The organism is Myxococcales bacterium (assembly GCA_016716835.1).
GTDB lineage: Bacteria > Myxococcota_A > Polyangia > Haliangiales > Haliangiaceae > JADJUW01.
Genome location: JADJUW010000001.1, coordinates 1,752,796 through 1,776,040, shown reverse-complemented (window position 1 = coordinate 1,776,040; position 23,245 = coordinate 1,752,796). Strand labels below are relative to the sequence as shown.

General features: G+C 66.0%; 22 protein-coding genes. 10 read left to right on the top strand and 12 right to left on the bottom strand.

The genetic code is table 11. The features are described from left to right. The first annotated feature begins 31 nt into the window (after positions 1–31). From IPL79_07855 to IPL79_07840, 4 genes are read left to right on the top strand one after another with little or no spacing between them, the layout of a single operon-like run. The gene (locus IPL79_07855) at positions 32–592 is read left to right on the top strand and encodes a DUF4157 domain-containing protein (GenBank protein ID MBK9070897.1); all 561 of its coding nucleotides are present in this window, start codon (positions 32–34) and stop codon (positions 590–592) included. Continuing rightward, the gene (locus IPL79_07850) at positions 592–1,263 is read left to right on the top strand and encodes a pentapeptide repeat-containing protein (protein ID MBK9070896.1); all 672 of its coding nucleotides are present in this window, start codon (positions 592–594) and stop codon (positions 1,261–1,263) included. The genes IPL79_07855 and IPL79_07850 overlap by 1 nt, the downstream gene beginning before the upstream one ends. Positions 1,264–1,277: 14 nt before the next feature. After that, positions 1,278–1,799 (top strand): hypothetical protein, encoded by a 522-nt coding sequence (locus IPL79_07845; GenBank protein ID MBK9070895.1) that lies wholly within the window; start codon positions 1,278–1,280, stop codon positions 1,797–1,799. Continuing rightward, positions 1,799–2,233 (top strand): tetratricopeptide repeat protein, encoded by a 435-nt coding sequence (locus tag IPL79_07840; GenBank protein ID MBK9070894.1) that lies wholly within the window; start codon positions 1,799–1,801, stop codon positions 2,231–2,233. Before IPL79_07845 ends, IPL79_07840 begins: the two co-directional genes overlap by 1 nt. Before the next feature lie 162 nt (positions 2,234–2,395). On the opposite strand, the gene IPL79_07835 is transcribed toward IPL79_07840, so the two are convergent. From IPL79_07835 to IPL79_07800, 8 genes are all read right to left on the bottom strand, one after another. Next, complete coding sequence (locus IPL79_07835; GenBank protein ID MBK9070893.1) at positions 2,396–3,145, bottom strand: serine/threonine-protein phosphatase; 750 nt, start codon at positions 3,143–3,145, stop codon at positions 2,396–2,398. Then, on the bottom strand, positions 3,142–3,711 hold the full coding sequence (locus IPL79_07830; GenBank protein ID MBK9070892.1) for a hypothetical protein: 570 nt from the start codon (positions 3,709–3,711) through the stop codon (positions 3,142–3,144). Before IPL79_07830 ends, IPL79_07835 begins: the two co-directional genes overlap by 4 nt. Then, positions 3,708–4,955 (bottom strand): protein kinase, encoded by a 1,248-nt coding sequence (locus tag IPL79_07825; GenBank protein MBK9070891.1) that lies wholly within the window; start codon positions 4,953–4,955, stop codon positions 3,708–3,710. The genes IPL79_07830 and IPL79_07825 overlap by 4 nt, the downstream gene beginning before the upstream one ends. Beyond that, positions 4,952–5,989: a hypothetical protein gene (locus IPL79_07820; protein MBK9070890.1), complete on the bottom strand. Its 1,038-nt coding sequence runs from the start codon at positions 5,987–5,989 to the stop codon at positions 4,952–4,954. The genes IPL79_07825 and IPL79_07820 overlap by 4 nt, the downstream gene beginning before the upstream one ends. Before the next feature lie 74 nt (positions 5,990–6,063). Further along, the gene (locus tag IPL79_07815) at positions 6,064–7,143 is read right to left on the bottom strand and encodes a hypothetical protein (GenBank protein MBK9070889.1); all 1,080 of its coding nucleotides are present in this window, start codon (positions 7,141–7,143) and stop codon (positions 6,064–6,066) included. Between the two features lie 6 nt (positions 7,144–7,149). Beyond that, a complete protein-coding gene (queG, locus tag IPL79_07810) occupies positions 7,150–8,388 on the bottom strand; it encodes a tRNA epoxyqueuosine(34) reductase QueG (GenBank protein ID MBK9070888.1) in 1,239 nt (412 codons plus the stop codon). Continuing rightward, a complete protein-coding gene (locus IPL79_07805) occupies positions 8,348–9,562 on the bottom strand; it encodes a KamA family radical SAM protein (protein MBK9070887.1) in 1,215 nt (404 codons plus the stop codon). Before IPL79_07805 ends, queG begins: the two co-directional genes overlap by 41 nt. Positions 9,563–9,589: 27 nt before the next feature. Continuing rightward, positions 9,590–10,093 (bottom strand): NUDIX domain-containing protein, encoded by a 504-nt coding sequence (locus IPL79_07800; GenBank protein MBK9070886.1) that lies wholly within the window; start codon positions 10,091–10,093, stop codon positions 9,590–9,592. Between IPL79_07800 and IPL79_07795 the strand changes: the two genes are divergently transcribed. After that, positions 10,094–11,074, top strand: coding sequence for a hypothetical protein (locus IPL79_07795; GenBank protein ID MBK9070885.1), 981 nt, complete (start codon positions 10,094–10,096; stop codon positions 11,072–11,074). A gap of 218 nt (positions 11,075–11,292) precedes the next feature. On the opposite strand, the gene IPL79_07790 is transcribed toward IPL79_07795, so the two are convergent. The 4 genes from IPL79_07790 to IPL79_07775 all read right to left on the bottom strand — a co-directional run bounded on the left by IPL79_07790 (position 11,293) and on the right by IPL79_07775 (position 15,024). Beyond that, positions 11,293–11,841 (bottom strand): CoA pyrophosphatase, encoded by a 549-nt coding sequence (locus IPL79_07790; GenBank protein ID MBK9070884.1) that lies wholly within the window; start codon positions 11,839–11,841, stop codon positions 11,293–11,295. Between the two features lie 52 nt (positions 11,842–11,893). Continuing rightward, positions 11,894–13,303 carry an FAD-binding protein gene (locus IPL79_07785; GenBank protein ID MBK9070883.1) on the bottom strand — a complete coding sequence of 470 codons (1,410 nt, stop codon included), beginning with the start codon at positions 13,301–13,303 and terminating at the stop codon, positions 11,894–11,896. Between the two features lie 60 nt (positions 13,304–13,363). Then, complete coding sequence (erpA, locus tag IPL79_07780; protein ID MBK9070882.1) at positions 13,364–13,783, bottom strand: iron-sulfur cluster insertion protein ErpA; 420 nt, start codon at positions 13,781–13,783, stop codon at positions 13,364–13,366. Between the two features lie 65 nt (positions 13,784–13,848). Further along, positions 13,849–15,024 (bottom strand): trypsin-like serine protease, encoded by a 1,176-nt coding sequence (locus IPL79_07775; GenBank protein ID MBK9070881.1) that lies wholly within the window; start codon positions 15,022–15,024, stop codon positions 13,849–13,851. Positions 15,025–15,200: 176 nt separating this feature from the next. On the opposite strand from IPL79_07775, the gene IPL79_07770 reads away from it, so the two are divergent. The 5 genes from IPL79_07770 to IPL79_07750 all read left to right on the top strand — a co-directional run bounded on the left by IPL79_07770 (position 15,201) and on the right by IPL79_07750 (position 23,243). Next, on the top strand, positions 15,201–17,294 hold the full coding sequence (locus tag IPL79_07770; protein MBK9070880.1) for a hypothetical protein: 2,094 nt from the start codon (positions 15,201–15,203) through the stop codon (positions 17,292–17,294). A 21-nt stretch (positions 17,295–17,315) separates the two neighbouring features. Beyond that, positions 17,316–18,491: a molybdopterin-synthase adenylyltransferase MoeB gene (moeB, locus tag IPL79_07765; GenBank protein MBK9070879.1), complete on the top strand. Its 1,176-nt coding sequence runs from the start codon at positions 17,316–17,318 to the stop codon at positions 18,489–18,491. A gap of 34 nt (positions 18,492–18,525) precedes the next feature. Further along, positions 18,526–19,974 carry a protein kinase gene (locus IPL79_07760; GenBank protein ID MBK9070878.1) on the top strand — a complete coding sequence of 483 codons (1,449 nt, stop codon included), beginning with the start codon at positions 18,526–18,528 and terminating at the stop codon, positions 19,972–19,974. A gap of 2 nt (positions 19,975–19,976) precedes the next feature. Further along, entirely contained in the window at positions 19,977–21,545 is a 1,569-nt protein-coding gene (locus tag IPL79_07755; GenBank protein MBK9070877.1) for an HDIG domain-containing protein, read from the top strand. Between the two features lie 207 nt (positions 21,546–21,752). Further along, a complete protein-coding gene (locus tag IPL79_07750; GenBank protein ID MBK9070876.1) occupies positions 21,753–23,243 on the top strand; it encodes an aspartate aminotransferase family protein in 1,491 nt (496 codons plus the stop codon). Positions 23,244–23,245: the final 2 nt, after the last annotated feature.

The window sequence follows — 23,245 nt, the reverse complement described above, 5'->3', positions numbered from 1 at the left end:
TCCCAGGCAAAACCTCGTATAGTGAAGAGGCATGGCCGATCGCGCGCTCGACGACGAGGTGGAGGAGCTGACCGAGGATATCGCTCGGCGGTGGGCACCCGAACGTCTTGGCCGCATGGTGGCGTCGCGTGCGGGCGGCGGCGAAGCGTTGCCATGGCATCTGCGCCAGCGCTTCGAAAGCGACCTTGGCGTCGACCTGGCACACGTGCGCGTGTTTCGCGGTGAGTTTGCGCAGCATGTTGCCAAGGAGCGGGGCGCCGACGCGCTTACCGTGGGCGATACAGGCATGGTGCTGCTCGGCCAGCAGGCGGCCAGCGCCGGCGGTTCGGTATTTGCGCAGCGCGTGCTCGCGCATGAAGTGGCGCACGTTGCGCAAGGCGCGAAGGGCTTGTTCGCCCGCGGCCCGGTCTCTGCGCCCGCCGATCAGCAAACGCTAGAGGTAGAGGCGCATCGCTATGAGGCGCAATTTGTCGACGACAAGGCGCCATCGCCGCCGAGCCAATTGCGCGAGCAAGTGCGAAGGCGCGTGCGCGACATGGTGCAGGCGTGGTTGGCGAGCGAGCATGATCGCCGCGGGTTGGGCGAGGGGTAATGGCCGACGATGGCATCATCGAATCGCGGCCGCAGTTTGAGCGCCTCTTAGCTGGCCGCGCCCTGCAGGGACGACAGGTGCGCAGCGTGGCGATGTCGCGCGGCACCTGGCACGGCGCCTGCCTCACCGAGGTGAGCTTTGAACGCTGCGCGCTGGATGGGATCGACACCGATGCCTGCGAGTTCTTGCAGAGCACATGGCATCAAGTTGATTTGCGGCAGGCGCGGTTGGCAGATGTTTACGCCGTGCGTTGCCAGTGGCGCCTGTGCGACGCCACGGAGCTTGCGCTCGCGCAGGCCCTGCTGGTGGACTGCGAGTTTGACGAGTCGCGCCTGAGCAAAGCGAGCTTTGATGGCGCCACCTTACGGCGATGTCGCTTTACGCGCAGCGAGCTCGCCTCGGCGACGTTTCGCGGCGCCCGCCTCATCCAGACCACGTTTCTTGGCTATCAAGCCGGCATCGAATCGCTGACGCGCGTCGATTTTGCCGGCGCCTTTCTCAGCCATGTATCTCTCGCGGGAGCCAATCTCTATGCCGCCAACTTCGCCGGCGCCACCTTGCTGGGGTGTGACCTCTCGGGGGCGAATTTATGTGGCGCAAATTTGCAGGGCGCGCGGTTTGTCGGCTGCCAGCTGCACGGCCTCGAGCTCGACCACGCTACGATCATCTGACCTGTGAAAATCCCATGACCAAGCCACATTCTCTCTTGGAGTTGCAAGCGTCGCTGGCGCAGGCCCTCTCATCCCTAGGACGCGACGAGTTGGCGGAGATTTTGACCGCCGTCTTAGAAGCCTACGTCGTCGAGCGCGCGCCGCGCTTCGACGGGCCGGCCGGCGGACGTAGCCTCGCGGATTTGGCGACCTTGCCGTTTGCGCAACTGGTTACCGAATTGCAAATGTCGTGCGCGCAGCCCGAACTGGCGGCGTTGCGCGTCGAGGGCGTGAACGTGCAGGTCCGCGTCGGGGGGCAGTGGGTGCCCTTGGCCGCGCCGACGCCAAATTTGGCGGCGCCCGCGGTGCCGGTGCCGGTCGTGCCGGTCGCGATCGCCGCGCCGAGGGCCGCCGCCGCGGCGCCGACCGCCACGCCAACACCAGGTCCGATCGCCGCCTCGCCCGCGCCCTCGGCCAGCGAAAAAGCCGACACCAAGGACTCGCCGTCGAGCGAGGCCGGCGCGGGCGACAGATTTAGCCTATTGGAGCTCGATTAGTGGCTATTGCCGCCAAGCGATACCTTGATCGAGGCCTGGCCGCGCTGCGCAGCGGTGACCATGCGACGGCGGTTGAGGCGTTGACGTCGGCTGGCCAGCTGGTGCCAGCCTACGCCCCGGTGAGCCAATGGCTCGTCGTCGCGCACGCGCGTGCCGGTGCGCTAAATGAAGCGGTCGCGGTGGCGCAACAAGCCCTCGCGCGCGCGCCAGGGCAGCGCGATGCGATGTGGCTGTGGCTGCTGCTCGCGGAGGCCCTGCTCGCCGCGGGCCGCGTCAGGCCGGCGGCCGAGGCCTATGATCAAGTCGCGGCCATGCTCGCTGCCGACGCGCAAGCCGACGTGCGCGTGCGCCTGGCGATGGGGCGCGCGAGGATCGCCGCGGCGCAGCGGCAATGGCCGGCCGTAGTTGACGCGCTGCTTGGTCGTGCGCGCTAACCGGCAGGTGGGCGCACGTTTCTTCCGCGAGCATAGATTGCAGGGCGGTGTTCGTGGCACCGGGGGATGTGGATACCACAGCCGTCTCGCTGCGCCCCGGAGGGTCGCTATCTGCGAGCAGGAAGACACGTGCGACCACCTGCCGGTAGGGCAGCGTACCGGCTAGCGCACCGCGATAAGGACGACGGTAATATTGTCGCGGCCGCCGGCGTCATTGGCCATGTCGACGAGCCGGCCACCCATGTCGCCTAAGTGGCGATTGCGGCGCATCACGTTGGCGATGTGATCGTCGCCTACTAAATCCGTTAGGCCATCGCTGCACAAGAGATAGATATCGCCTACGTCGACCGGCATGCTGCGATGTTCGACGTCGCAGGTCAGCGACAGCCCGAGCGCGCGGACGATCATATTTGATTGCGCCTCGCCCATCGTGCCGCGTAAATCGGGACGCTCTTGGTAGAGATTGTGCAGCGAATGGTCGCGCGTTAGCTGCGTGAGCTGCTGCTGGCGGAACAGATACGCGCGCGAGTCGCCGCAGTGGCAGATGTGAAAGACGTCGTCTTCGAGCCGCAGGCCGACGCCGGTGGTGCCCATGCCCTTGCAGGCGGGATCGATTTGGCTGCGCGTAAACACGGCCTCATTGGCGCGCTCCATGGCGCGGCGCAGGGGCTCGGTCTTGCCGCTGCTGGGCGTACGCACGATCGTGCTGGCGATCACCTTGGTGGCGATATGCGAGGCGACGTCACCCGCCGCGTGGCCGCCCATGCCATCGCACACCACGAACGCGCCAAAATCTTCATCGACCCAAAAGGCGTCCTCGTTATGATCGCGCGCGACGCCCACATCGGTCAGCGCAACGCATTCCAGGCGGTGACGCGCCAGCACCTCGCGAAAACGGAAATCGGTCGTCATCGGCGATCCTTGCCAAGCGTAGCCCAATTGGCACCGGCAAACCATTGCCGGATGGCCGCGATGTCGTCAGGCAGTTGCCACGGCGAAGGGCACGGCGCGGCTCGCCAGTTGGTCGCCATCATCGACGCCGCGGTGAACTCCACGGGCCGCAGCGCCTCGCGCAAGGCCTCATCAACCTCAAACGCGATTTCGACCTGACGAACCGGCCGATGCAGGTCGCGCAGCAGCGCCTGCGGCACCGCCGTTCCAAGCGCCGCCCGGATCTCTTCAGCGACCTCCCACGTCCGCTCGCTGGCTTCGTCGACCTCAGCGAAGCGGCAGCCGACCGGCGTAAACGCCGGCGGCGACATTGGCCGCAGATAGCTCATGCGATCGGCGGCGAGAGGCTGCCCGAGCAAGCGCGCGAGCAAGGCCGGCACAATGTCGGCTGGTTGGAAGCCTGCGCGTGGCGTCGCGGCGACCGCTGGCATCGCCTCGCCTGCACCTGCCGCCGCCGCACGACGTTTTGCGCCCACGCGCGCGACCACCTCATGTGCCCGCAGGTCTTGATCGTCGGTCGTCGTCATAGAGCCAAGAAGAGTTTCACCGCAACAAACGCGATGACGCCGATCGAGATGCCGAGCAGCACCAACAAGACCCCGTCTTTTTTGCGGCCTGCTCCGCGGGACTCGGCTGGTGATCGTGGGGACGCGGGCGACATAGGCATGGGCGCTGAGAGCACGGCGGTGCGTCCTCGGGGGCCGCGGGCATGATCGGCGGCGGCGGCGGCGGCGGCGGCCGGCGCGGCGAGCGAGGCCACGAGCGTCTTCGCGCCGGGCGGCAGGGCGACCGGCATGGGCGCTTGACCTGGCGCGTCCGCGCGCGCGGCGCCACCTTCAACCGCGGTGGCTACCATCGTTGGCTGCGCCGGACCCAGGCGCGGTGCGCTCGCCCTCGGCGGCGGCGCACTCAGCTCGCCCTGACGGTCCAGCGCTTCTTCGCACGCGCGCATCATCGCGCCGGCGTGGCCAAAACGTTGCGAGGGCTCCTTTTGTAAGGCGCAATAAATAATGTCGGCCAAGGGCGTGGCGACCGAGGCGTCCAAGGGCGGCACTGGTTGGCGAAGCTGCATCGTTAAGACGTCGCGCGGATCGGCGGCGGTAAATGGCAGGCGGCCGGTCGCCATCTCATAGGCCAAGATGCCGAGCGAATAAAGGTCGCTGCGCGGATCAAGCGGCAGGCCGCGACACTGCTCCGGGGACATGTATTGCGGGGTCCCCAGCACCAGCCCCGCGCGTGTCTTGACGCCGCCCTCGTGGAGCAACTTGGCAACCGAAAAGTCGAGGACCTTGACGTAGTCGGCCGCGCCGCCCATCTGCAGCAAGAACACGTTGTCCGCCTTGATGTCGCGATGAATAATGCCCAGCCCATGTGCCTCCGCTAACGACGCACACGCTTGCAGCAAGATCTTTAAGACGCGCGGCGCGGCGAAGGCGCCCTCGCGCAGCATGTGGCGCACGCTGTGGCCTTCGAGCAGTTCCATCACCATGAACAACGCGCCGTCGCTGGTTTGGCCGACGTCATAGACGCGAATGGTGTTGGGATGCACCAGGCGCGCCGACGTCATCGCTTCGTCGCGAAAGCGCTGCACCCACTCCGGGTCATCGGCCGCGACGGCGTTTAGCATTTTTACCGCGACCCTGCGCCCCATCGCGCGCTGCTCGGCCTCGTACACCACCCCGGTGCCACCAGCGCCAAGCCGGCGCACGAGGGTGTAGCGGCCGTCGATGACCGAGCCGAGGCGTGGATCAGACGGGGTTGCAGCGGTCATTGCGGTTCGCTGATCTCAACTTCTTTGTAGCGATTGACGGTGTCGACGCTGACCTTAACCTTGGCGACGGCATCGCGTTTGGTGACGCGGATGACGACGAATTCGCCTTTGTCGACCGGCTTGCCGTCGGCGCGCAGCAAGGTGCCACGCCAGCCGGTGGCGATGCCCTTGTCGCTGCCGCGATTCACGGTGATCAACGTGCCGCCGGAGGTGGCTTGCACATTAATGATGCGCGCCTTCATGACGATGCGAAAGCCATCGCAATTTGGGTTGCCGGGGTCTTTGGCGCCCGGCGTGCAGGCCGGCCACAGATCTTTGGTGCAGGAGCGGACGCGGCGATCTGGCGGGTTAGGACAAGGCATCGACGCTTGGCACGCCGGCAGCGAGGCATCGGGCGGGGAGGGGCAGACGCCCTGACAGCCTGGCCATTTTGGGTCAGCTGGCATCGGACAAACGAAGGCGCACGCCGGGTTTTTCATGTCGAACGACGACGCATCGCAGGGCTTGGGCGGCAACGGCAGCGCCGGCAAGCGCGGCGGTTCTGGGATGGGCCCGAGCGCCAGCGCAGTGTTTCGATCGTCATATTCGGCAGTCAGGACGTACTCGCCGGCATCGCCGCGCTTGGCGGCATAGATCTGCACGTAATACGTTCCCTGCGCATTTTCGATGGCAAACTTTTTGCTGGTGCGGCCGCTGCCAGGCTTGGGCTTGGCGCCACCGACGGGGTGGAACCACTGGTCATAGACCTCAAACGCGAGGTCGAGGCCCGGGCGCGGCGATTTCCACCGCAGCTTGAGCTCAAGCACGCCGGCCTTGCCTTCGGGCAACACAATTTTTTTCCAATCGACGCGGTCGCCACCGGGATAGGTGACGATGCCCTTGCTGCGCCCCTCGCCGTTCTCGAGCTCGAGTGCCTGCGCGCCCTTGACCTTGCCGTCGGGCCCGGTATTGCCATCTTGCGCCACGTTATGCGCGCACGCGGCGAGGCCTGTGGCGACACAGGCGAATACGAAACCTCGAATGAACGCCGACATGTGGCTCATGTTACCGCGCCCGGGTAAGCGGTCGCAGCACCCGCGGGCCGCAAAGTGCCCGGTGGGCGTCGGCCTTACGGCTTGAGGGTAACTTTGCTGACGCCCGATAGGTCGCTGGCAGAGGCCTTAACGATCGCCTTGCACGTGCGTGGCGCGCAGCTTGCGAGGGAAAAGGCGCCCTGCTTGACCCCTGCAACATGGCCGGCGACGCCCGGAGCTAGGCCGTGATCGACCCCGCGATTGATGGTGATTTCGGTGCCGCCGGCGACGACGCTGACGTTGATAATACGCGCCGAGGTAGGCACGCCGGGGGCATCTTGGTCGCTGCTGGCAGCGTCGGGTTTCTCGGCTTTGTCGGGCTTCTCAGGTTTGTCCCGGCGCGGGGCCTTTGTGTCCGGTTTTCGGATATGAGGTTCGCGGGTGGATTTGCTGGCGGGGCTGTCGTCGGTCACCGGCACCAGCGGCAGGGGTGGTAGCAGCGCAACCTCAGCCACCATGAGCGCATCACTCCCCGACGCCGACGGGCCTGGTCCTGAGGCAAATTTTCCGATTACTTCAACGGTGGCTTCGTCGAGCCGGCGGCTAACAAATAGGTGGAGCAAGTGTTTGCCTGGCGCCAAATGCTCAAACGTGTAGCTGCGCGGTCCCGCTGGGTCCACGGCCGTGGCGACGGCGTCGCTTGGCTCCTCGTCGGCATCGGTGACGAACCCATCTTCGTCTGCCTCGTCGGCATCGCGCGCCGGCCTCCGCGTTGCCTCATCGGCGGCCATGGCGACTTCCTGTTCCGCGAGCAGTCGCATCAGCGAGGGGTCGTAGAGCTCAACGCCAACCACGACCTCGCCGCCGCTGGTCGCAAACGTCTCAACCGCCAGCGTTAGCGATCCGCTCGCGGGCACGTCGATGGCCAGCCATTTGGCACGCGCGCGTTTGGGGTAGCTAAGCCGAAGCTCGCCCGCCAAGCGGCCGCGCGCGTCGATTTTAAGGGCGCTTGGTTTCGCCCACGGCCGGGTCGGACCAGCCGGGCTGGTGCCTACCGCGTAGCCCGCATGTGACGGCGGCTTTTTGGTGCAGCCAAGCCCTAGCACCAAGGCGACGGCAGGCCCCAGGGTGGGCATCAAGGTAGACACAAAAGACGCGACGCGGGCAGGGCGCATGGACCACTACATCATAGCACGGATCGCGCGCGCCTCGAGGTCCCACGCCTGTTGCTCCTGCGGGGTCGCGATCATTTGTTGTGCGGCCACAAGCGCGCGCAGCGCCAGCGCCGGCTCACATGCCGCTTGTGCCGCAAGTCGCGCCATCGCCCAATATGCGTGCGTGCGCACCAGGGCGTGAGCGTGCAGGCACAACGTCGCCACGGCGGGCACCGCGCGGGCGTCGCCCGTGTTGCCCAGCGCAAGCGCCACGTTGCGCAAAAACTGGTTGCGCGAGACGCGTGCCATCGACGTTCCGTGCACGAGGCGCTTGTACGCGCTGGTCGAGATGGTCGCGAGTGTCCGTAAATCGGACGTCTCGTTCGGGGCGTCGGCGTGGCGCACCAGCATGGCATCGGGCGGCGCCGCGCGGCGCCTCGCCTGGTTAAACGGGCATGCATCCTGGCACAGATCGCAACCAAACACCCACTGTCCCATCAGCGGGCGCAACTCGCGCGGCACGTCGGCGCGCAGCTCGATGGTGAGATACGAAATGCAGCGGCGCGCATCGAGCTGGTAGGGCCCGGTGAAGGCGCCCGTCGGGCAGGCATCGAGGCAGGCGGTGCACGCGCCGCAGCGCGGGCCGAGCGCGGGCTGCGCGATGATTGCCGCCGCGTCGATGAGCAGCACCCCGAGCAAGAGGTTCGAGCCGGTGCCCGGTGCGATGAGCATGGTGTTCTTGCCGACAAAGCCAAGCCCTGCGGCGGCGGCGGCGTCGCGCTCGAGCACGGGTGCCGAGTCGACACAGGCGCGGCCCGCGATGGCGGTGCCGGCTGCCGCATTGACCGCTGCCAGCAGCGCCGTCAGGCGTTCCTTAAACACCCAATGATAGTCGTGCCCCGTAGCGTAGCGCGCGATACGCGCGGTGAGCGCCTGCGCCGGCACGACGTGGCGATCGTAGGGCAGCGCCGCGACGATCGCCGTTTGCGCGGACGGCATCAGCCTCGTCGCATCGGCGCGCGACTCGCGCTGCAACGGCTCAGCCAGGTAGTGCATCTCGCCGTGGTGGGCGCGCGCAAGCCACGCCTCGTAGTGCGCAAACGTCGTGGGCCGCGCAATTGACACGGCGCCAAGGCGCGCAAAGCCCAAGCTCGGCGCGATCGAGGCAAAGTGCTCGCCGAGCGCGATCGCCGCGGTCGCATTGGCCTCGCCGGCCGCAGCTGCCTCAGGCGTCGTCGCGTTCGCTGGCGCCTTCGCGGTCGTCATCGGCGTCCATTCCGGAAAAAAAGATTTCGTCGTACGGCACCTGGGCATCGCGCTGCAACGGCTCTGGGAATGCGATGCGCTCGCCACGATAGTTTTCGACCACGACCGTCGAATCGCCCTGCTCGACGATGTAGTTGGGAATAATCGGCACCTTGCCGCCGCCGCCGGGCGCATCCAGCACCAGGTGTGGCACGCCCATGCCGGTCATGAAGCCGCGCAGGCCGCGATAGAGCGCCTGCGACGTCGCCACCGTGGTGCGCAAATGATCGGTGCCGATGACGGTGTCGCCGTGAAATAGATAATAAGGGCGCACGCGCATGCGCAAGAGCCCGCGCATCAGCGCGCGCAGGCTGCGCACGGAGGAGTTGATGCCCCGCAACACGACGGCCTGATTGCCAACCGGTATACCCGCGTCAACCAGCCGCTCGCAGGCGGCCTTGGCCAGCGGCGTCAGCTCCTTGGCGTGGTTGAAGTGGGTGTTGACGTAGACGGGATGATACTTGCGCAGCATGGCGCAGAGCTCGTCGTCGATGCGCATGGGGCAGACCACGGGCATGCGCGTACCAATGCGAATGAAATCCAGGTGAGGTATTGCCGCGAGCTTTTGCAAGATCGATTCGAGCTTCGCGGTTGGCAACAAGAAGGGATCGCCACCCGAGATCAGCACGTCGCGGATACGGCGCGTCTTGGCGATGTATGCAATGCCGGCATCAATGTCGCTTGCGGTCGGCGGCGTCTCGCCTGCTACTAGGCGGCGCCGATTGCAGTGGCGGCAATAGATGCCGCAGCGATCGACCACCAGCAGCAGCGCGCGATCGGGATACTTGTGCACCACCGAGGGTGCCGGCATGTGCGCGTCCTCCCCGAGCGGATCGCGTAGCTCCTCGTCGCGGATTTCCAACTCGGCCATGCGCGGCAGCGCCTGCATGCGGATCGGGCAGCTGGGATTGGTGCGGTCCATCAGGCTGGCGTAATATGGCGTGACGCCGACCTTAAATAGGTGCGCCGAAGCCGCCAGCGCGTCGCGCTCGGCGCTGGTAACGTCGATAAACGAGGCGAGCTCATCAGCTCGTTGCATCATGTTGCGCAGCTGCCAACGCCAGTCCGACCAGTCGGCAGCCGCGACCAGCGCTGGATGCCGGGGTGGCGCCGGAGGGGTTGCGAGCGGCAGCACGGGCGCGTCGTACCGTGGATTGGCGGCTTACCCAAGGTTTGGTCGCGACAAAGCGCGCGCGGCCAGCTCGCGCAGGCCCTCCGTGCACGGGCGATGCGAGAGGTCAGCGAGCGCGACAAAGGCGGCGGCCGCCGCGTCGCTGCCGGCCTGCGGGATGCGCTGGCGCTGCAACGTCGCGGCGTGTGCAATAATAACGTAGTGGTACGGGCCGGTGGCTGCCTCGCCGCAGCGCTCGACGACCTCAAGCACGGCGCCGCACCGCACCTCGCAGGCGGTTTCCTCGCGCACTTCGCGGGCGACGGCGGCAGCCAAGGTTTCGCCTGGCATCACCTTGCCACCGGGTACCGACCACAAGCCTTCGCCGGGCGGACGACCGCGGCGCACGACGAGCAGGCGCTGCTCGGCATCAAACACAAAGGCGCTAACCGCGAGCCGGGGCGCGATCAGCTCGGCGCCCAAATTGCGGATGTCGACGGCACGAGCTGTGGTGCTAGGGGGTGAGGCCGTGCTACGCCGAGAGCGGGTACCCATATGAAGCGTTTGTACACACCGCCACCAACGTCGCGCCACCGCGCCGCGGCGCGAAGATGGGCTATCACCGTCGCAATTTGCCTGGGGACCACCGGGCTGGGGGGCCTAGGCTGCGCCGCTAAAAAACGCGATACCGCGGCGGCCAAGCTGTCGGCCTACGACGCTGATTTTGCGATCGTCTTTTCCGAGGTCATTGCCGTCGTCGATAAATTCTATCCGCAGTATGACGATGACCCCGTGCGCGGCGTGATCAAGACCGCGTGGCATCAGGTCAGCCACAACGCGAGCATGGACGACCCGAATTCGGCGCAGGTACGCGCGCGCGCCAGCGGCAGTTCCAATGCCGCCGCCACCTCGTCCGCGTTTGGCAATCAGGTGACCGGCATGCAAAAGCGGTTTTTCGTCCGCTTCGACATCAAGATCGTTGCGCCGCGGCCGTTTGAAATAACCATCATCCCCCATGCTGCCGAATGGGAGGCCGGCAATGCGGTGCCAAGCGAGATGAAGAGCAACAACATTCCCTCGTGGTTGCCGGGACGCACCGATGCGCTGCGCATGCAGATCTATCGCAGGTTGCGCAAGCACGCCGTGCGCAAGGCGGATCGCCAGACGGCCGAGGCGCCAAAGGAAGATCCAATCGCGACCGAGGCCGAGGCCTTGGCGTTAGGCGCACTCCCCGATGACGCTGAGGTCGTGGTGCGAAAGGTGTATGCGGCGGCGCTGGCGCGCGACGCCGCCAGCATGCGAGCCCACATGGCCGACGATTTTGCGTGGGATGCACGCTCGACGCCGAGCGCGGATACCGCCGTGGTGGTGTGGCAGGCCGACACGGCGGCCATGGATGCGCTTGAGCGCGCCATTGGCGATGGCTGCGCGGTCGCTGGTGCCGAGATTCGCTGCCACGACGCCGTGTTCGCCAAGCTTGGCATGACGTGGAAATTTATCTCATTCTTGCCCGCGCCGCCGCCAGCGGCTCGCTAACCGGCAGGTCGGCGCACGTGTCTTCCTGCTCGCAGATAGATGGGTGAACGGCAGGTGCGCGCACGTGTCTTCCTGCTCGCAGATAGCGACCCTCCGGGGTAGCGCGAGACGGCTGTGGTATCCACAGCCCTCGGTGCTACGACCACCGCCCTGCAATCTATGCTCGCGGAAGAAACGTGCGCGCACCTGCCGGTAAGACTTTGCGCCTAGGGGAGCCGCTACGATGTGACGAGCTGCGCGACTTGTTCGAGTATGCGCGCGGTTGCGCCCCAGATCCGATGGCCCTGCCAGTGATAGGCGCGCATCTGATAGGTGACGCCGCGATACTCCCGTTCGCCGAGGAATTCAGCGGCGGCGTGGTCGGCAAACAGCGACACCGGGGCCCAAAAATAGCTCGCGACTTCGCGCGCGTCGGGCGCAAAGGGATGCGGCGAAAAGGCACACAGCACCGGCGTGATGCAATAGCCCGCCGGGGTTGGCACGTCGTCGAGCAGGCCGAGCACGTCAATGGTTGTCGTCGGCACGCCGAGCTCTTCGAAGGCCTCGCGTTGTGCGGTGGCGCCGAGCGAGCCATCCCCTGGGTGCACGCCGCCGCCGGGCAGCGCGATTTGGCCGGAGTGGGTTGGCGCGTCGGCGGGACGCACGATCAGCGGCACCCATAGTTGGCGCGTGATCCCTGCTTGTTCCGCGAGCAGGATCGCAACCGCCGATGGCCGCAGCTCGGGCTCTACCAGGCAGCGCCGCGTGCGCGCCGCGAGCTGCGACACGAGCGCATCATGGGGGGCAAAGCGGTGCAACGAGGCCGGCGGCGTCACGTGCTTACTCCGTGCATGCCGAACGGCGCGCCGGCAAGATCTTGCCTGGGTTGAGCAGCTCGCGCGGATCCCACATGCGCTTCCATTGCCTTTGCCATTCCAGCACGCGCTCAGGTTGCTCAAGGCCCATGTAGTCGCGCTTAGCGGTGCCAATGCCGTGCTCGCCCGACAGCGTGCCGCGCAGCGCGATGGTTTCTTCGAACAGCCGCCGCGTCACGAGGTCGAGATGGGCGCGCAGCGTTGGATCGTTCGGATCGCCGTTCGATAGAATATTGGCGTGCAGGTTGCCGTCGCCGGCGTGGCCAAATACCGCAATGTCGACCTTGTGCTCGGCACCAAGCGCCTCGATGCGCGCCAGCATCTCGACGATCGCGCCACGCGGCACGCAGATGTCTTCGTTGATCTTGATGCGATAGGCCTCTTTGAGCGAGCTCGAGATGAGGCGGCGGGCCTCCCACAGCGCGCGGCGGTCGGCCGGCTCGCTGGCAATGGCAACATCGAGCGCGCCGAGCTCATCGCAGCGCGTGCCGATCTGCTCGATCTCAAATTCGACCGTCTGCGGCGAGCCGTCGACCTCAAGCAACACAACTGCGCCGGCGCCCGCTGGGAAGCGATATCGCGCCTTGCCGCGAACGTGGTCAATCGACGCGCGATCGGCGAGTTCGAGCACGGCGGGCCGAATGCCTGCGCGCAACAATTGCTGAATGCAGGCGCCCGCGGCCCTAACGTCGGCAAACACGGCGAGCGCGGTAGCCTGCGCCGGCGGTTTTGGAATCAGCTTGACCGTCAGCTCGGTAATGACGCCAAACGTCCCCTCGCTGCCGACAAAGCCCGCCACTAAGTCATAGCCGGTGACGCCCTTGGCGGTGCGGCGGCCAATGCGCAGGCGTTCGCCGCCCATGAGCGCGACCTCCATGCCGAGCATGTATTCGCGCGTCACGCCGTACTTGAACGCACGCGGCCCGCCCGAGTTGGTCGCGGCGTTGCCGCCGATCGAGCAATACTCGAGCGACGCTGGGTCGGGCGGGTAGAACATGCCCTGCGCCTCGACCGCGTCTTGCAGCTGGCCCGTGATGACGCCGGGCTCAACCACGGCGAGCAGGTCGTCGTTGTTGATCTCAAGCACCCGCCCCATGCGTTCGGTCGACAGCACGACGCCGCCCGCGATCGGCAAGCAGCCGCCCGTCATGCCGCTGCCCGCACCGCGCGGGGTGACCGGCACGCCGTGTGCTTGGCATAGCCGCAGCACCAGCGCCGCCTGCTCAGCCGATTCGACCAGCACCGCGCAATCGGGCGGAAAAAACTCTGGCAGCGGCGACTCGTCGCGGCAAAAGTCCTCGAAGCGCTCATCCGTGCGCGTGATGACGCGCGCCGATCCGAGTTCCTGGGCGAGCAGCTCTGCGATGTCAGCCACGGCGCATGATAGCACCAACGCGGCAAGCGTGGGGCAGCGGGCCTCGCGGCGCCGGAAAAGTCAGACGCTAAAGCTTGAGCCGCAGCCACACGTCGACTTGACGTTGGGGTTTTGGAACTTAAAGCCTTGGCCTTGCAGGCCTTCGACATAGTCGACCTCGGTGCCGGCGAGATACATCAGGCTCATCTCGTCGATGGTGCATTTGACGCCTGAGATTTCGACCACGCGGTCGACCTCGGTCGCATCATCAAAATACAGGTCGTAAGAAAAACCGGCGCAGCCGCCACCGACGACGCGCAGGCGCAGCGCGAGCGTATCCTCGATGCCTTCGGCCTGGCGAATCTCGTGGACCTTGCTCGCCGCAATCGGCGTAAACCGAACAACAGCATCAATGCCTTCGTCGCCGACATCGCGCGCACCAGCGGCAGCTTCACCAGCGATCGGCGCCGTCAGGGACGCCGCATTTGTTTGAGTATTCATAGCCTTGCCAGTCTAGCCGAAATGCTGGGCAAGTCCACAGGCAACCGCAGCCCATGGCCGCCCCCCTAGCAAGATCGAACAGTTGGCGCGCGCCGCGGCCGCAGCAAGGCAAGGCCGGCCACTGCCACTATCAGCCAGCCCGTCGGCCCGCCCGCGCCCGCATCGCTCTGGCAACCGCAGCCGCTCCCGCTCTGCGCCTCGACCACGGTCACGGCGCCTGCGGCGTCAACAAACCGCGTCGGCTTGCTGGCATCGATCACGCGGACGACAAACGCATCCGCGCCGAGATAGCCGGGGTTCGAGGTGTACCTCGGCAGCTGGCCGGCAGAGACCTCCAGCGTGCCGTATTGCGGTGGCGTAATTACCTCGTAGTTGTGGGCCTGGCCGCCGGGGTCGTTGGCGGCAATAGCCACCGTGGTGGCCTCGCCTGACTCTGCGGTGAAGGCGGCGATCGTTGGCATGGTCGGTCGTTCCAAGGTTTCAGAAGAGAGGCTCGCGATCCAGTTGGTCAGCACGTCGGCGCGGACATAGATGCCGCCTTGGCCGCAGGGCGTTTGGCCGATCCACGCGCCGCGCGACGTCACGCCGGCGAGATATTCGCCGTAGGCCGTCACCAAAAATAGTGGCCCGCCGGAATCGCCGTAGCACGTATCGATGCCACCACCGCCGGCAATGAGCTCCTTGCCCGTAACCTCGCAGCCGAGATCTAGATTGGCACACGTCGGATCTGAGATGGTTGTGGTCGCCTGTTGCAGGGTATCGACATAATTGTTTCCGCCAGCGTCAATCGCGCCAAAGCCAACCAGCGCGGCCGACGCGCTTGCCTGAATGTCCGCCGCGCTCCAGCCAGCGGCGATGGGGTGCGGCGGCGTGGTTGCGTCGCTAGCCAATACCAACAGCATGACATCAAGGCCCGAGGGCTCGAGGACCTGGTCGCTGACGTCGATCGTTTCGCCGTCGCCGGGGCGCGACAGCTTGTTGGCGCCGATGATCACACGCGACAAATCGCTGTCTTGGCAATGCCCCGCGGTTAGCACGAGATTGGGCGCCACCAAGGTGCCGGTGCATTGTACGCCGCCGCCGATGACGACGCCCGCCACCGCGGGCCAGCGGCCAAGCGCGGCGTTTTCGCCACCAACCACCGCCGCCGGCGCGTTTTCATCGGCGCTGACCAGCGGCATCAGCAAGAGCATTGGGGCGACGAGCGCGAGCACTCGTCCACAGGCATGCCGGTTATTCATGCCCGCTACCATGCCATTGGTGTGGGCGGTTTCCCATGCAAAAAAGCCTGTCTCGCCGGATCGGCGAATCGATCGCTCGCGGCGTAGGTAGCGGCCACGGGCCTAACCGACCCCACCTGGGCGCGGCGCGGCTCGCGAGCGCGACAGCGTACACATCGCGTGGTACCAAATAAGGCATGACGTCGCGGCGACTGGCTCTGTTGGCATGGTGGGTGGCCTGCGCCGGGGTGGCAGGTGCCACCGGCTGCAAGTCACCGCCGCCCGCCATGCAAATTATCGTGCCGCCGGCGCGCGCCGGCGCGATGGAGCCCTATGTCGCGCTGCTGCCGAGTCAGCTCGATGCCGCGCTAACGGTGCGCGAGCAGCCTGACTTGGCGCTGGGCGAAAGCGCGTCGCGAACGCAAATTGCCGTCGTCATCGACGATGCGATGTGCGCCGAATGTTTTCGCTTGCGCGAGGCGCCGGGCGGCTTTGTCGTTGAAGCCAGCGATAGCCTCGGCGCGCAATACGGCGTCTCGGCGCTGCTCGAAGCCATGGGCGTGCGGTTTTTCCATCCGCATCAAACGTTTGTGCCGGCGACGTTGGCGGTGCCTGACGCGGCAATCTTGGATCGCGTTGAATCGCCGCAAGTGGCGCGGCGCGGCGTGCACCTGCATATCTTGCACCCGACAGAAGCGTATTTTGATTTTTGGGAGCCCGGTGACGAAAACCTAGCCGACGCGGCGCGCACGCTTGATTGGCTGGTGAAAAACCGCGCCAACTTTGTCACCTGGCCGCTGCTCGACGACATGTTCGCCAACGCGGCCCAAGGGCCGTCGCCTCGCCTGGCACATCAGCGGCAGTTGCTGACGTTGGCGCACGCGCGTGGCCTGCGCGTCGGCGCGGGGCTGCAAGTCTTTGGTGCGAGCAACCTGCAACATGCGTACGACTTGGTGGAGGCCGACGAGGCGCCGGCCGAGGCAATCCCGGCGCGCCTGGCGCCGCTTGCCGAGCTGCCCTACGACAGCCTTCAGCTCTCGTTTGGCGAATTTTTCAGCGAGGAGCCATCGGCGTTTATCGCGGCGGTGGAGCAAACCTATGACGCCGTGCAGGCGGCTTGGCCCAGCGCCGAGGTGACCGCGAGCATCCACGTCGGCAATTTCGAGGACACGCGCGTCATCTATGAAGAAGAGAGCCTGCTCTATTATTTTTTGGTCAAGTTCGCGGCGCGCCCGATCGTGCCGTGGATGCACTCCGTGATGTACTACGGGCTTTTTGGCGATGCCGGCGGCGCCTACAATCACGAGACGTTTGCCGAACACCGCGCGTACTTGCTCGAACGCCTCGCGCTGGGCGAGCCCGCAGGCTACTTTCCCGAGACCGCGTATTGGGTCGCGTTTGACAACTCGATCCCGCAATACCTGCCGCTGTACATGCGGGCGCGCTACGACGATTTGGCGAGCCTTGCGACGGCGGCAGCCCAAGGCGGCCACGCCGGCCTGCAAGACCACGTGATCTTTTCCAGCGGTTGGGAGTGGGGCTATTGGCAAAACGATTGGGCCGCGCTGCGCATGGGGTGGGCGTTGCCGGCTTCGTACGAGGCGCTGCTCGGCGACATGTTTGCGCCCCTGGGCGTAGCAGGGCAGGCCGCTGCCAGCTTGGTCGCCGAGCTCACCGAGCTGCAGCAGGGCGCGCATATTGATCAGCGCCTCGCGCCGTATCTCGCGAGCCAGGACGTTACGTTTGCCGCCGGCTACGCCCTTGGCGTGTGGTCGCAACCGCGCCGCCCTGACCTCGAAGAGATCATCGACGCGACCCCAGAGGTGAGGGCGCAGTTTGCCGCGGACGTGCTGACGCCGCTTGCGGCGTTCGCCGATGAGTTGGCGGTGTTGGCCACGCAGGCGAACGCCCCTGCCTTCGCGAACTCGGCCGCCACGCCGTTCATCGCCGAGCTAATCGACGGCGTCGAGATCGCGGCGACGCGCGCGGCCTTTGCCCACGCGCTGTGGCTCGCCGCAGCCTCAAGCGGGGCACCCGACGCGCGCGATGCGGCGTTGGCGGAAGTCGACGCGCAGCTCGCCGCGGCGGAGTTGGTTGTTAGGCGCCGACATGCCGCCCTGATGGAGCCCTCGCCCAGCACCATTCTCGCGCGCAGCATCTCCACCTCGTTGCTGTATCAGTATGGTTATTTGCGCGAGGCGGACACGCTATGCTTCTGGCATCGTGAACGCGCGCAGCTACGTAACGCGATGCTTGGCGAGACCACCGCGGTGCCCGCCTGTGTCCTCTAATCCATATTACCGCTATCCGCCATGACAAATTTCCAGGCTCTAATCCAAGGCGTCAAGTCGGACATCGCGGAGGCGGACGTCGCCGAGGTCAAGTCGCGGCTGGAGGGTGGGGTGGCGCCAACGCTCATCGACGTGCGCGAGCAAGATGAGCACAGCCAAGGCAGCATCAAAAACGCGACGTGGATTGCGCGCGGATTATTAGAGCTGCGCATCGAGGCCGCGGTGCCCGACAAGACCACGCCGATCGTCGTTTACTGCGCCGGCGGGGTGCGCTCGGCGTTGGCGGCGCGATCGCTGCGTGAACTCGGCTACGCGCATGTCACCTCGATGAGCGGCGGCTTTGCCGCGTGGAAGGCCGCCGGTTACGCCTGGGTGACGCCGACCGGGCTGACCGCGCTCACTGGCGAGCAAGCACGCCGTTATGCGCGGCATACGCGGCTGCCCGAAATCGGCGTCGACGGCCAAATTGGGCTGCTGGCGAGCAAGGTGCTGTGCGTTGGCGCCGGTGGCCTTGGCTCGCCCTCGGCCATGTACTTGGCCGCCGCCGGCATCGGCACCCTTGGCCTCGTCGACGACGACGTGGTCGATGAATCGAATCTGCAGCGCCAGATCATGCACAGCCAGGGCCGCGTCGGCATGGCCAAGGTCACCAGCGCCGAGGTAACGTTGCGCGGCCTCAACCCCGACCTCAAGGTGTTGCCATTTCGCACCCGCCTGGCCCGCGACAATGCGCTCGAAATCATGGCCGCCTTCGACGTCATCGTCGACGGCTCCGACAATTTTCAAACTCGCTATCTCATCAACGACGCCGCGCTGCGCCTGGGCAAGCCGGTGGTCCACGCCTCCATCTATCGCTTCGAGGGCCAGCTCAGCGTGTTTTCAGCGCAAGGCGCGCCGTGCTATCGCTGCCTGTTTCCACAGCCGCCGCCACGCGATGCTGCGCCTTCGTGCGCCGAGGCCGGCGTGCTCGGCGTGCTGCCCGGCGTCATGGGCGTGTTGCAAGCGACCGAGGTTATCAAGCTCATCTTAGGGCTGGGTCACACCCTGGCCGGGCGCTTGCTCGTTTACGACGCCTTGCAAACCTCGTTTCGCGAGCTGCGGCTGGCTGCCAATCCTGCCTGTCCTACATGTGCGCCAGGCGTCGATCGCCGCAACATCGAGCTTATTGATTACGCACAGTTTTGCGCCGGCGGCTGAGCCGCCACCGGCATGCGTGCGATAATAATGGGGCGTGCCCATCGGAATCGGCGATAGCCTCGGCAACTACAAGATTGTCTCCCGACTCGGCAATGGCGGCATGGGGGCGGTGTATCTCGCCGAACACCCGGTTATCGGCAAGCGCGTCGCGGTCAAGGTAATTCACAAAGACCTCGCGGCCAGTCGCGATGTCATCGCGCGATTTTTTCAGGAGGCGCGCGCCGTCACGGCGATTGGCCATGAGCACATCGTCGAGGCCCATGACTTTGGCCAGGCGCCAGATGGCGAGTATTTCTACGTCATGGAGTACTTGCAGGGCGAGACGTTGGCCGCCCTGATGGTTGCGCAACGCCAGGTTGAGCTGAGCCGCGCGTGCAAGATCGCCATTCAGATCGCAGGCGCCTTGGGCGCGGCGCACGAGCGCGGCATCATGCATCGCGATCTCAAGCCCGACAACGTCATGCTGATCGATCGCCGCGGTGATCGCGACTATGTCAAGCTGCTCGATTTTGGGCTCGCCAAGTTCTTCGATGGCAACACCACCGGGCTGACCGCGGTTGGCTCCGTGGTCGGCACGCCGCAATACATGTCCCCCGAGGCGTGTCAGTCGCAAAAACAGGTCGATCATCGCACCGATATTTACGCGTTGGGGGTCCTGCTCTTTCAGATGGTCTCGGGGCGCCTGCCATTTCATTCGCCGGACACGGCAACGCTGCTGCGGATGCAGGTGTTTGATCCGCCGCCGCTGGTACGCGCGTTTGCGCCGCACGTCCCGCCCGCGCTTGAGCGGGTCATTGCATGCTGTCTTGCGAAATCGCCCGCCGAACGCTTTGCGTCCATGCGCGAGTTGGCCGCCGCGCTCGTGCCCTTTACGATGGCCGCGGCGCGCCCCCCGAGCACGACGATGCCACCGCCGCTGCCTACCGGCGCAGGCGGGCTCAGTGGCGCCACCTTGTCACGGGCCGCCGCGCCGCAAGTTCGCGTCGCGTCGCCGACCGCCATTTCCGCGTCGGCACTTGAATCGGTGGCGTCCGAGCGCGGCCTGGTTACGATGACGCACGCGCGCCGGCGCACCACCGGCGGCGAAGCGCGACCTAGCGCGGCACCGCCTCGTCGCCGCGGACGCAAGCGGGTGATCGCCGGCTGGCTGTTTTTTTTGCTTTTCGGCGGCGCGGCTGGCGGCTTGTTTTGGCAGCTTCAGGGCCTGCGCGCGCGCAACCTCGCCGCCGTGGCGCGTCCGCTCGCCGACCCTCCCAGCGCCAACTTGCATGTGGTGACGCAGCCCAGCGGCCTGCGCACCATGGTGGATGGCAAGGAGGTGGGACGTTCGCCGCTGGTAATTAACGCCGAGGTTGGCGCGACGATCACGCTCACGTTTGAGGGCGAGCAATTGCCCGCCGGCGTAAACGCGCGGCGCATCGTCCACGTGACCGCGGATCAGGCGCTTCATCTTGTTATTGCGCCAGACATCAGCGATGGTTAGCCATGGTCTGGATTGCTTTTTTGGTCGCCCTGGCGCTGGGCGCTGGGCTTGCCGTTTGGCTCCTAGGCATCACGGCGGCGCAGCAGCGCGACGCCGTCGTGGCTGAGGCCGCAGCCAAGGTTGAACTCGATATGCAGCGCCAGCGGCTAGAAATCGTCGCGCTCGCCAGCGCCCAAGTCGCCGAGGCGCAGGCGGAGGCGTTGCAACGTCGCACCCAAAGCATGGAAGAGATTAGCGCGGCGCACGAGCGGATGAGCGTGCTCGCAGGCCAGGCCGAAGGCGCGCGGACGGACGTTGCGGCCATGCTCGCGGAAGCCGAACGACGTGCGGAAATCGTCGCGGCCCACACGCGCGAGGTCACGTCGCTGGACGACAGTGCGCGTGGCATTAATCAAGACGCCGAGGCCAAGCTGGCTCAGGCGCTGGCCGTGCTCGAGGCCCGTGGCAACGTGCAGCGCGACGCCATCGTCAAGACGCTGCAGCGTGGATGGGTTACCGATGCCGCGGCGCAGGCGCAGGCCGCGATGCGCAAGCTTGAAGCCAACATGGCCGACCCTGAATACGATCGCCACGCCACCCGGCTGCTCGAGATCGCGTCGAGCCGCTATCAAAATCACTTTCTCACCGAGCGTAATGTGTCCAACCTGCGCGTCGGCGGCGACATCGTCGCCTTGGCCCTCGCCAATGACGGCGCCATTCACCAGGCGTTAGAGCAAGTCTGCGGCATTACGCTCATTCTCAACGACGACCACACGGCGTTTCGCATGGAAGGCCTGGACGGGGTCGGCCGCGAGGTGGCGCGGCGCGGCTTTGCGCGCCTAGCCAAGCCCGAGCTGGTCGAGGCCATCGTTAAAAATCCCACCGAGTGGGCGACCAAGCTGCGCGCCAACCTCGAACAAGAAATCAACACGCTCGGGCGCAAGGCCTTTCACCTGCTCGGCATTGAGCGCGCTCACCCAGAAATCGTGGGGTTGGTCGGCGCGCTCAATTATCGCACCAGCTATACGCAGAATCAGTGGCTGCACGCGGTCGAGTCGTCGTTTCTTGCCGGCATGATGGCGGCCGAACTTGGGCTCGACGAAAAACTGGCCAGGCGGGCGACGTTGATGCACGACATCGGCAAGGCGCTGACCCATAAGATCGAAGGTTCGCATGCGGTCATCGGTGCCGACATCGCGCGCAGGCTTGGCGAGACGGAGTTGGTCGCCAACGCCATCGGCTCACACCACGCTGACGAGCCGGCAAACTCGTCGTACGCCTACTTAGTTGCCGCCGCCGATGCCATGAGTGGGGCGAGGCCCGGCGCGCGGCGCGAGCAACAAGAGGGCTTCTCGGGTCGCGTCGAAGATCTCGAGCGCATCGCGGCGTCGTATCGCGGCGTCGAGTATGCGCACGCGGTTCACGGCGGCCGCGAGCTGCGCGTCTATGTCGACAATCGCGACATCGGGGATGCCGACGTCATGCAGCTCTCAACCGATATTGCCGCCCAGGTTTCAGACGAATTGACGTTCCCCGGTCAGATCAAGGTCACCGTGATTCGCGCCTATGAGGCCGTCGCGGTCGCCAGCTAGCCCGGCTTTGGGTACGCGGCGTTGCGCGACGGCTTAAGCGCCGCGGCCGGCCCCTTAAATTACCTGACATAATGATATATAACTCCTAAGGGTAACGCGCGCTTAGTCTGCCACGCGGCGGGCACGCAGGAATCTTGGTGACCCGCCACGCGCGGCTCGTGCTAGCGTGCGCGGGTGTCTGAATCATTGAATGCTCCAGAGCGCACGGTGCGCACCTTGCCGCTGACGGGGCGGCCTCACGATGAGTTGTTAGGCGAGCTCAAGGCCTTGGGGGCCGCCGATGTCAATTGGCGCGACGGCCGCGTGTTTAGCCTGGTCTATCACGCTGGCGACGCGCATTCGGCATTTCTCAAGCAGGCGCACAACCTCTTTTTTTCGGAAAACGCGCTCAACCCGATGGCCTTTGCGTCGCTGCGGCGCATGGAATCCGACGTCGTGCGTATGGCGGCCAACCTATTTCATGGCGACGACAACGTCGTCGGCACCATGACGTCGGGTGGCACCGAGAGCCTGCTCTTGGCGGTCAAGGCGGCGCGCGAGCGTGCGCGCAAACATTCGCCCTGGATTCGTCGCCCCGAGATGGTGGTGCCCACGACGGCACACGTGGCGTTTGACAAGGCGGGCTATTACTTTGGCGTGCGCGTGCGGCGCGTGGCCGTCGACGGGACGGACTTTCGCGCCGACGTCCGCGCAATGACGCGCGCGATCAATGCCCGCACCATCTTATTGGTCGCCTCGGCGCCGCAATACGCGCACGGCGTGGTCGATCCAATCGCCGAGCTCTCGGACGTGGCGCTGGCGCATAAGCTGCCGCTGCACGTCGACGCGTGCGTTGGCGGCTTTATCTTGCCGTTTCTCGAGCGCCTCGGCCACGCCGTGCCGCGTTGGGATTTTCGCGTACCGGGCGTCACCAGCATTTCGGCTGACTTGCATAAATACGGCTACACCGCCAAGGGTGCCTCGACCTTGCTGTTTCGCGACATGAGCTACCTGCGGCACCAGTTTTTCGTCTCGGTCGACAACCCCTCCGGCGTGTATGCCTCGCCTGGCGTCGCGGGAACACGCGGTGGTGGCGCCATCGCCGCGGCGTGGGCTGGCCTACAGGCCATGGGCGAGGAGGGCTACCTCCGCCACGCCAAGTTGGCGCTCGATGCCGCCACCGCCTTGCGGCGTGGCCTCGGTGAGATTGCGGGCATCGCCTTATGCGGCGCGCCTCACGCGACCATCGTTACGTGGCGCAGCACCGATCCTGCGCTGGACCTCTTCGCCGTCGCCGATCAGCTGCAAGCCAAGGGCTGGTACGTCGATCGCCAGCAGCATCCCACCAGCATCCACCTCACCGTCACCTCCAACCACGCCGCCATCGTCGAGGACTATTTGCGAGACGCGCGTGAGGCGGTGGCGCATGTGAGGGCGCATCCGGAATTAAAAAGCGAAGGCAGCGCCGCCATGTACGGCATGATGGCCAAGGTGCCGGCGCGCTTCTTGGTCAAGGACGCGGTGCTCAAGGCGCTTGAGGGCATGTACAGCAGCACCTCCAAGGCGCCCGACATGGCCTCGCCCGGCGACGGCGCGGTGGACCGCTTTCTCAACCGCCATCGCGCCAAGGTTGGCGAGGTGCTCGACGGGCTCGAGCAACTCCGCGCCAAGGTCGCGATCGCGCGCAATCCGCGCCGCTGGTTTCGCGGAGAGCCGTAGCG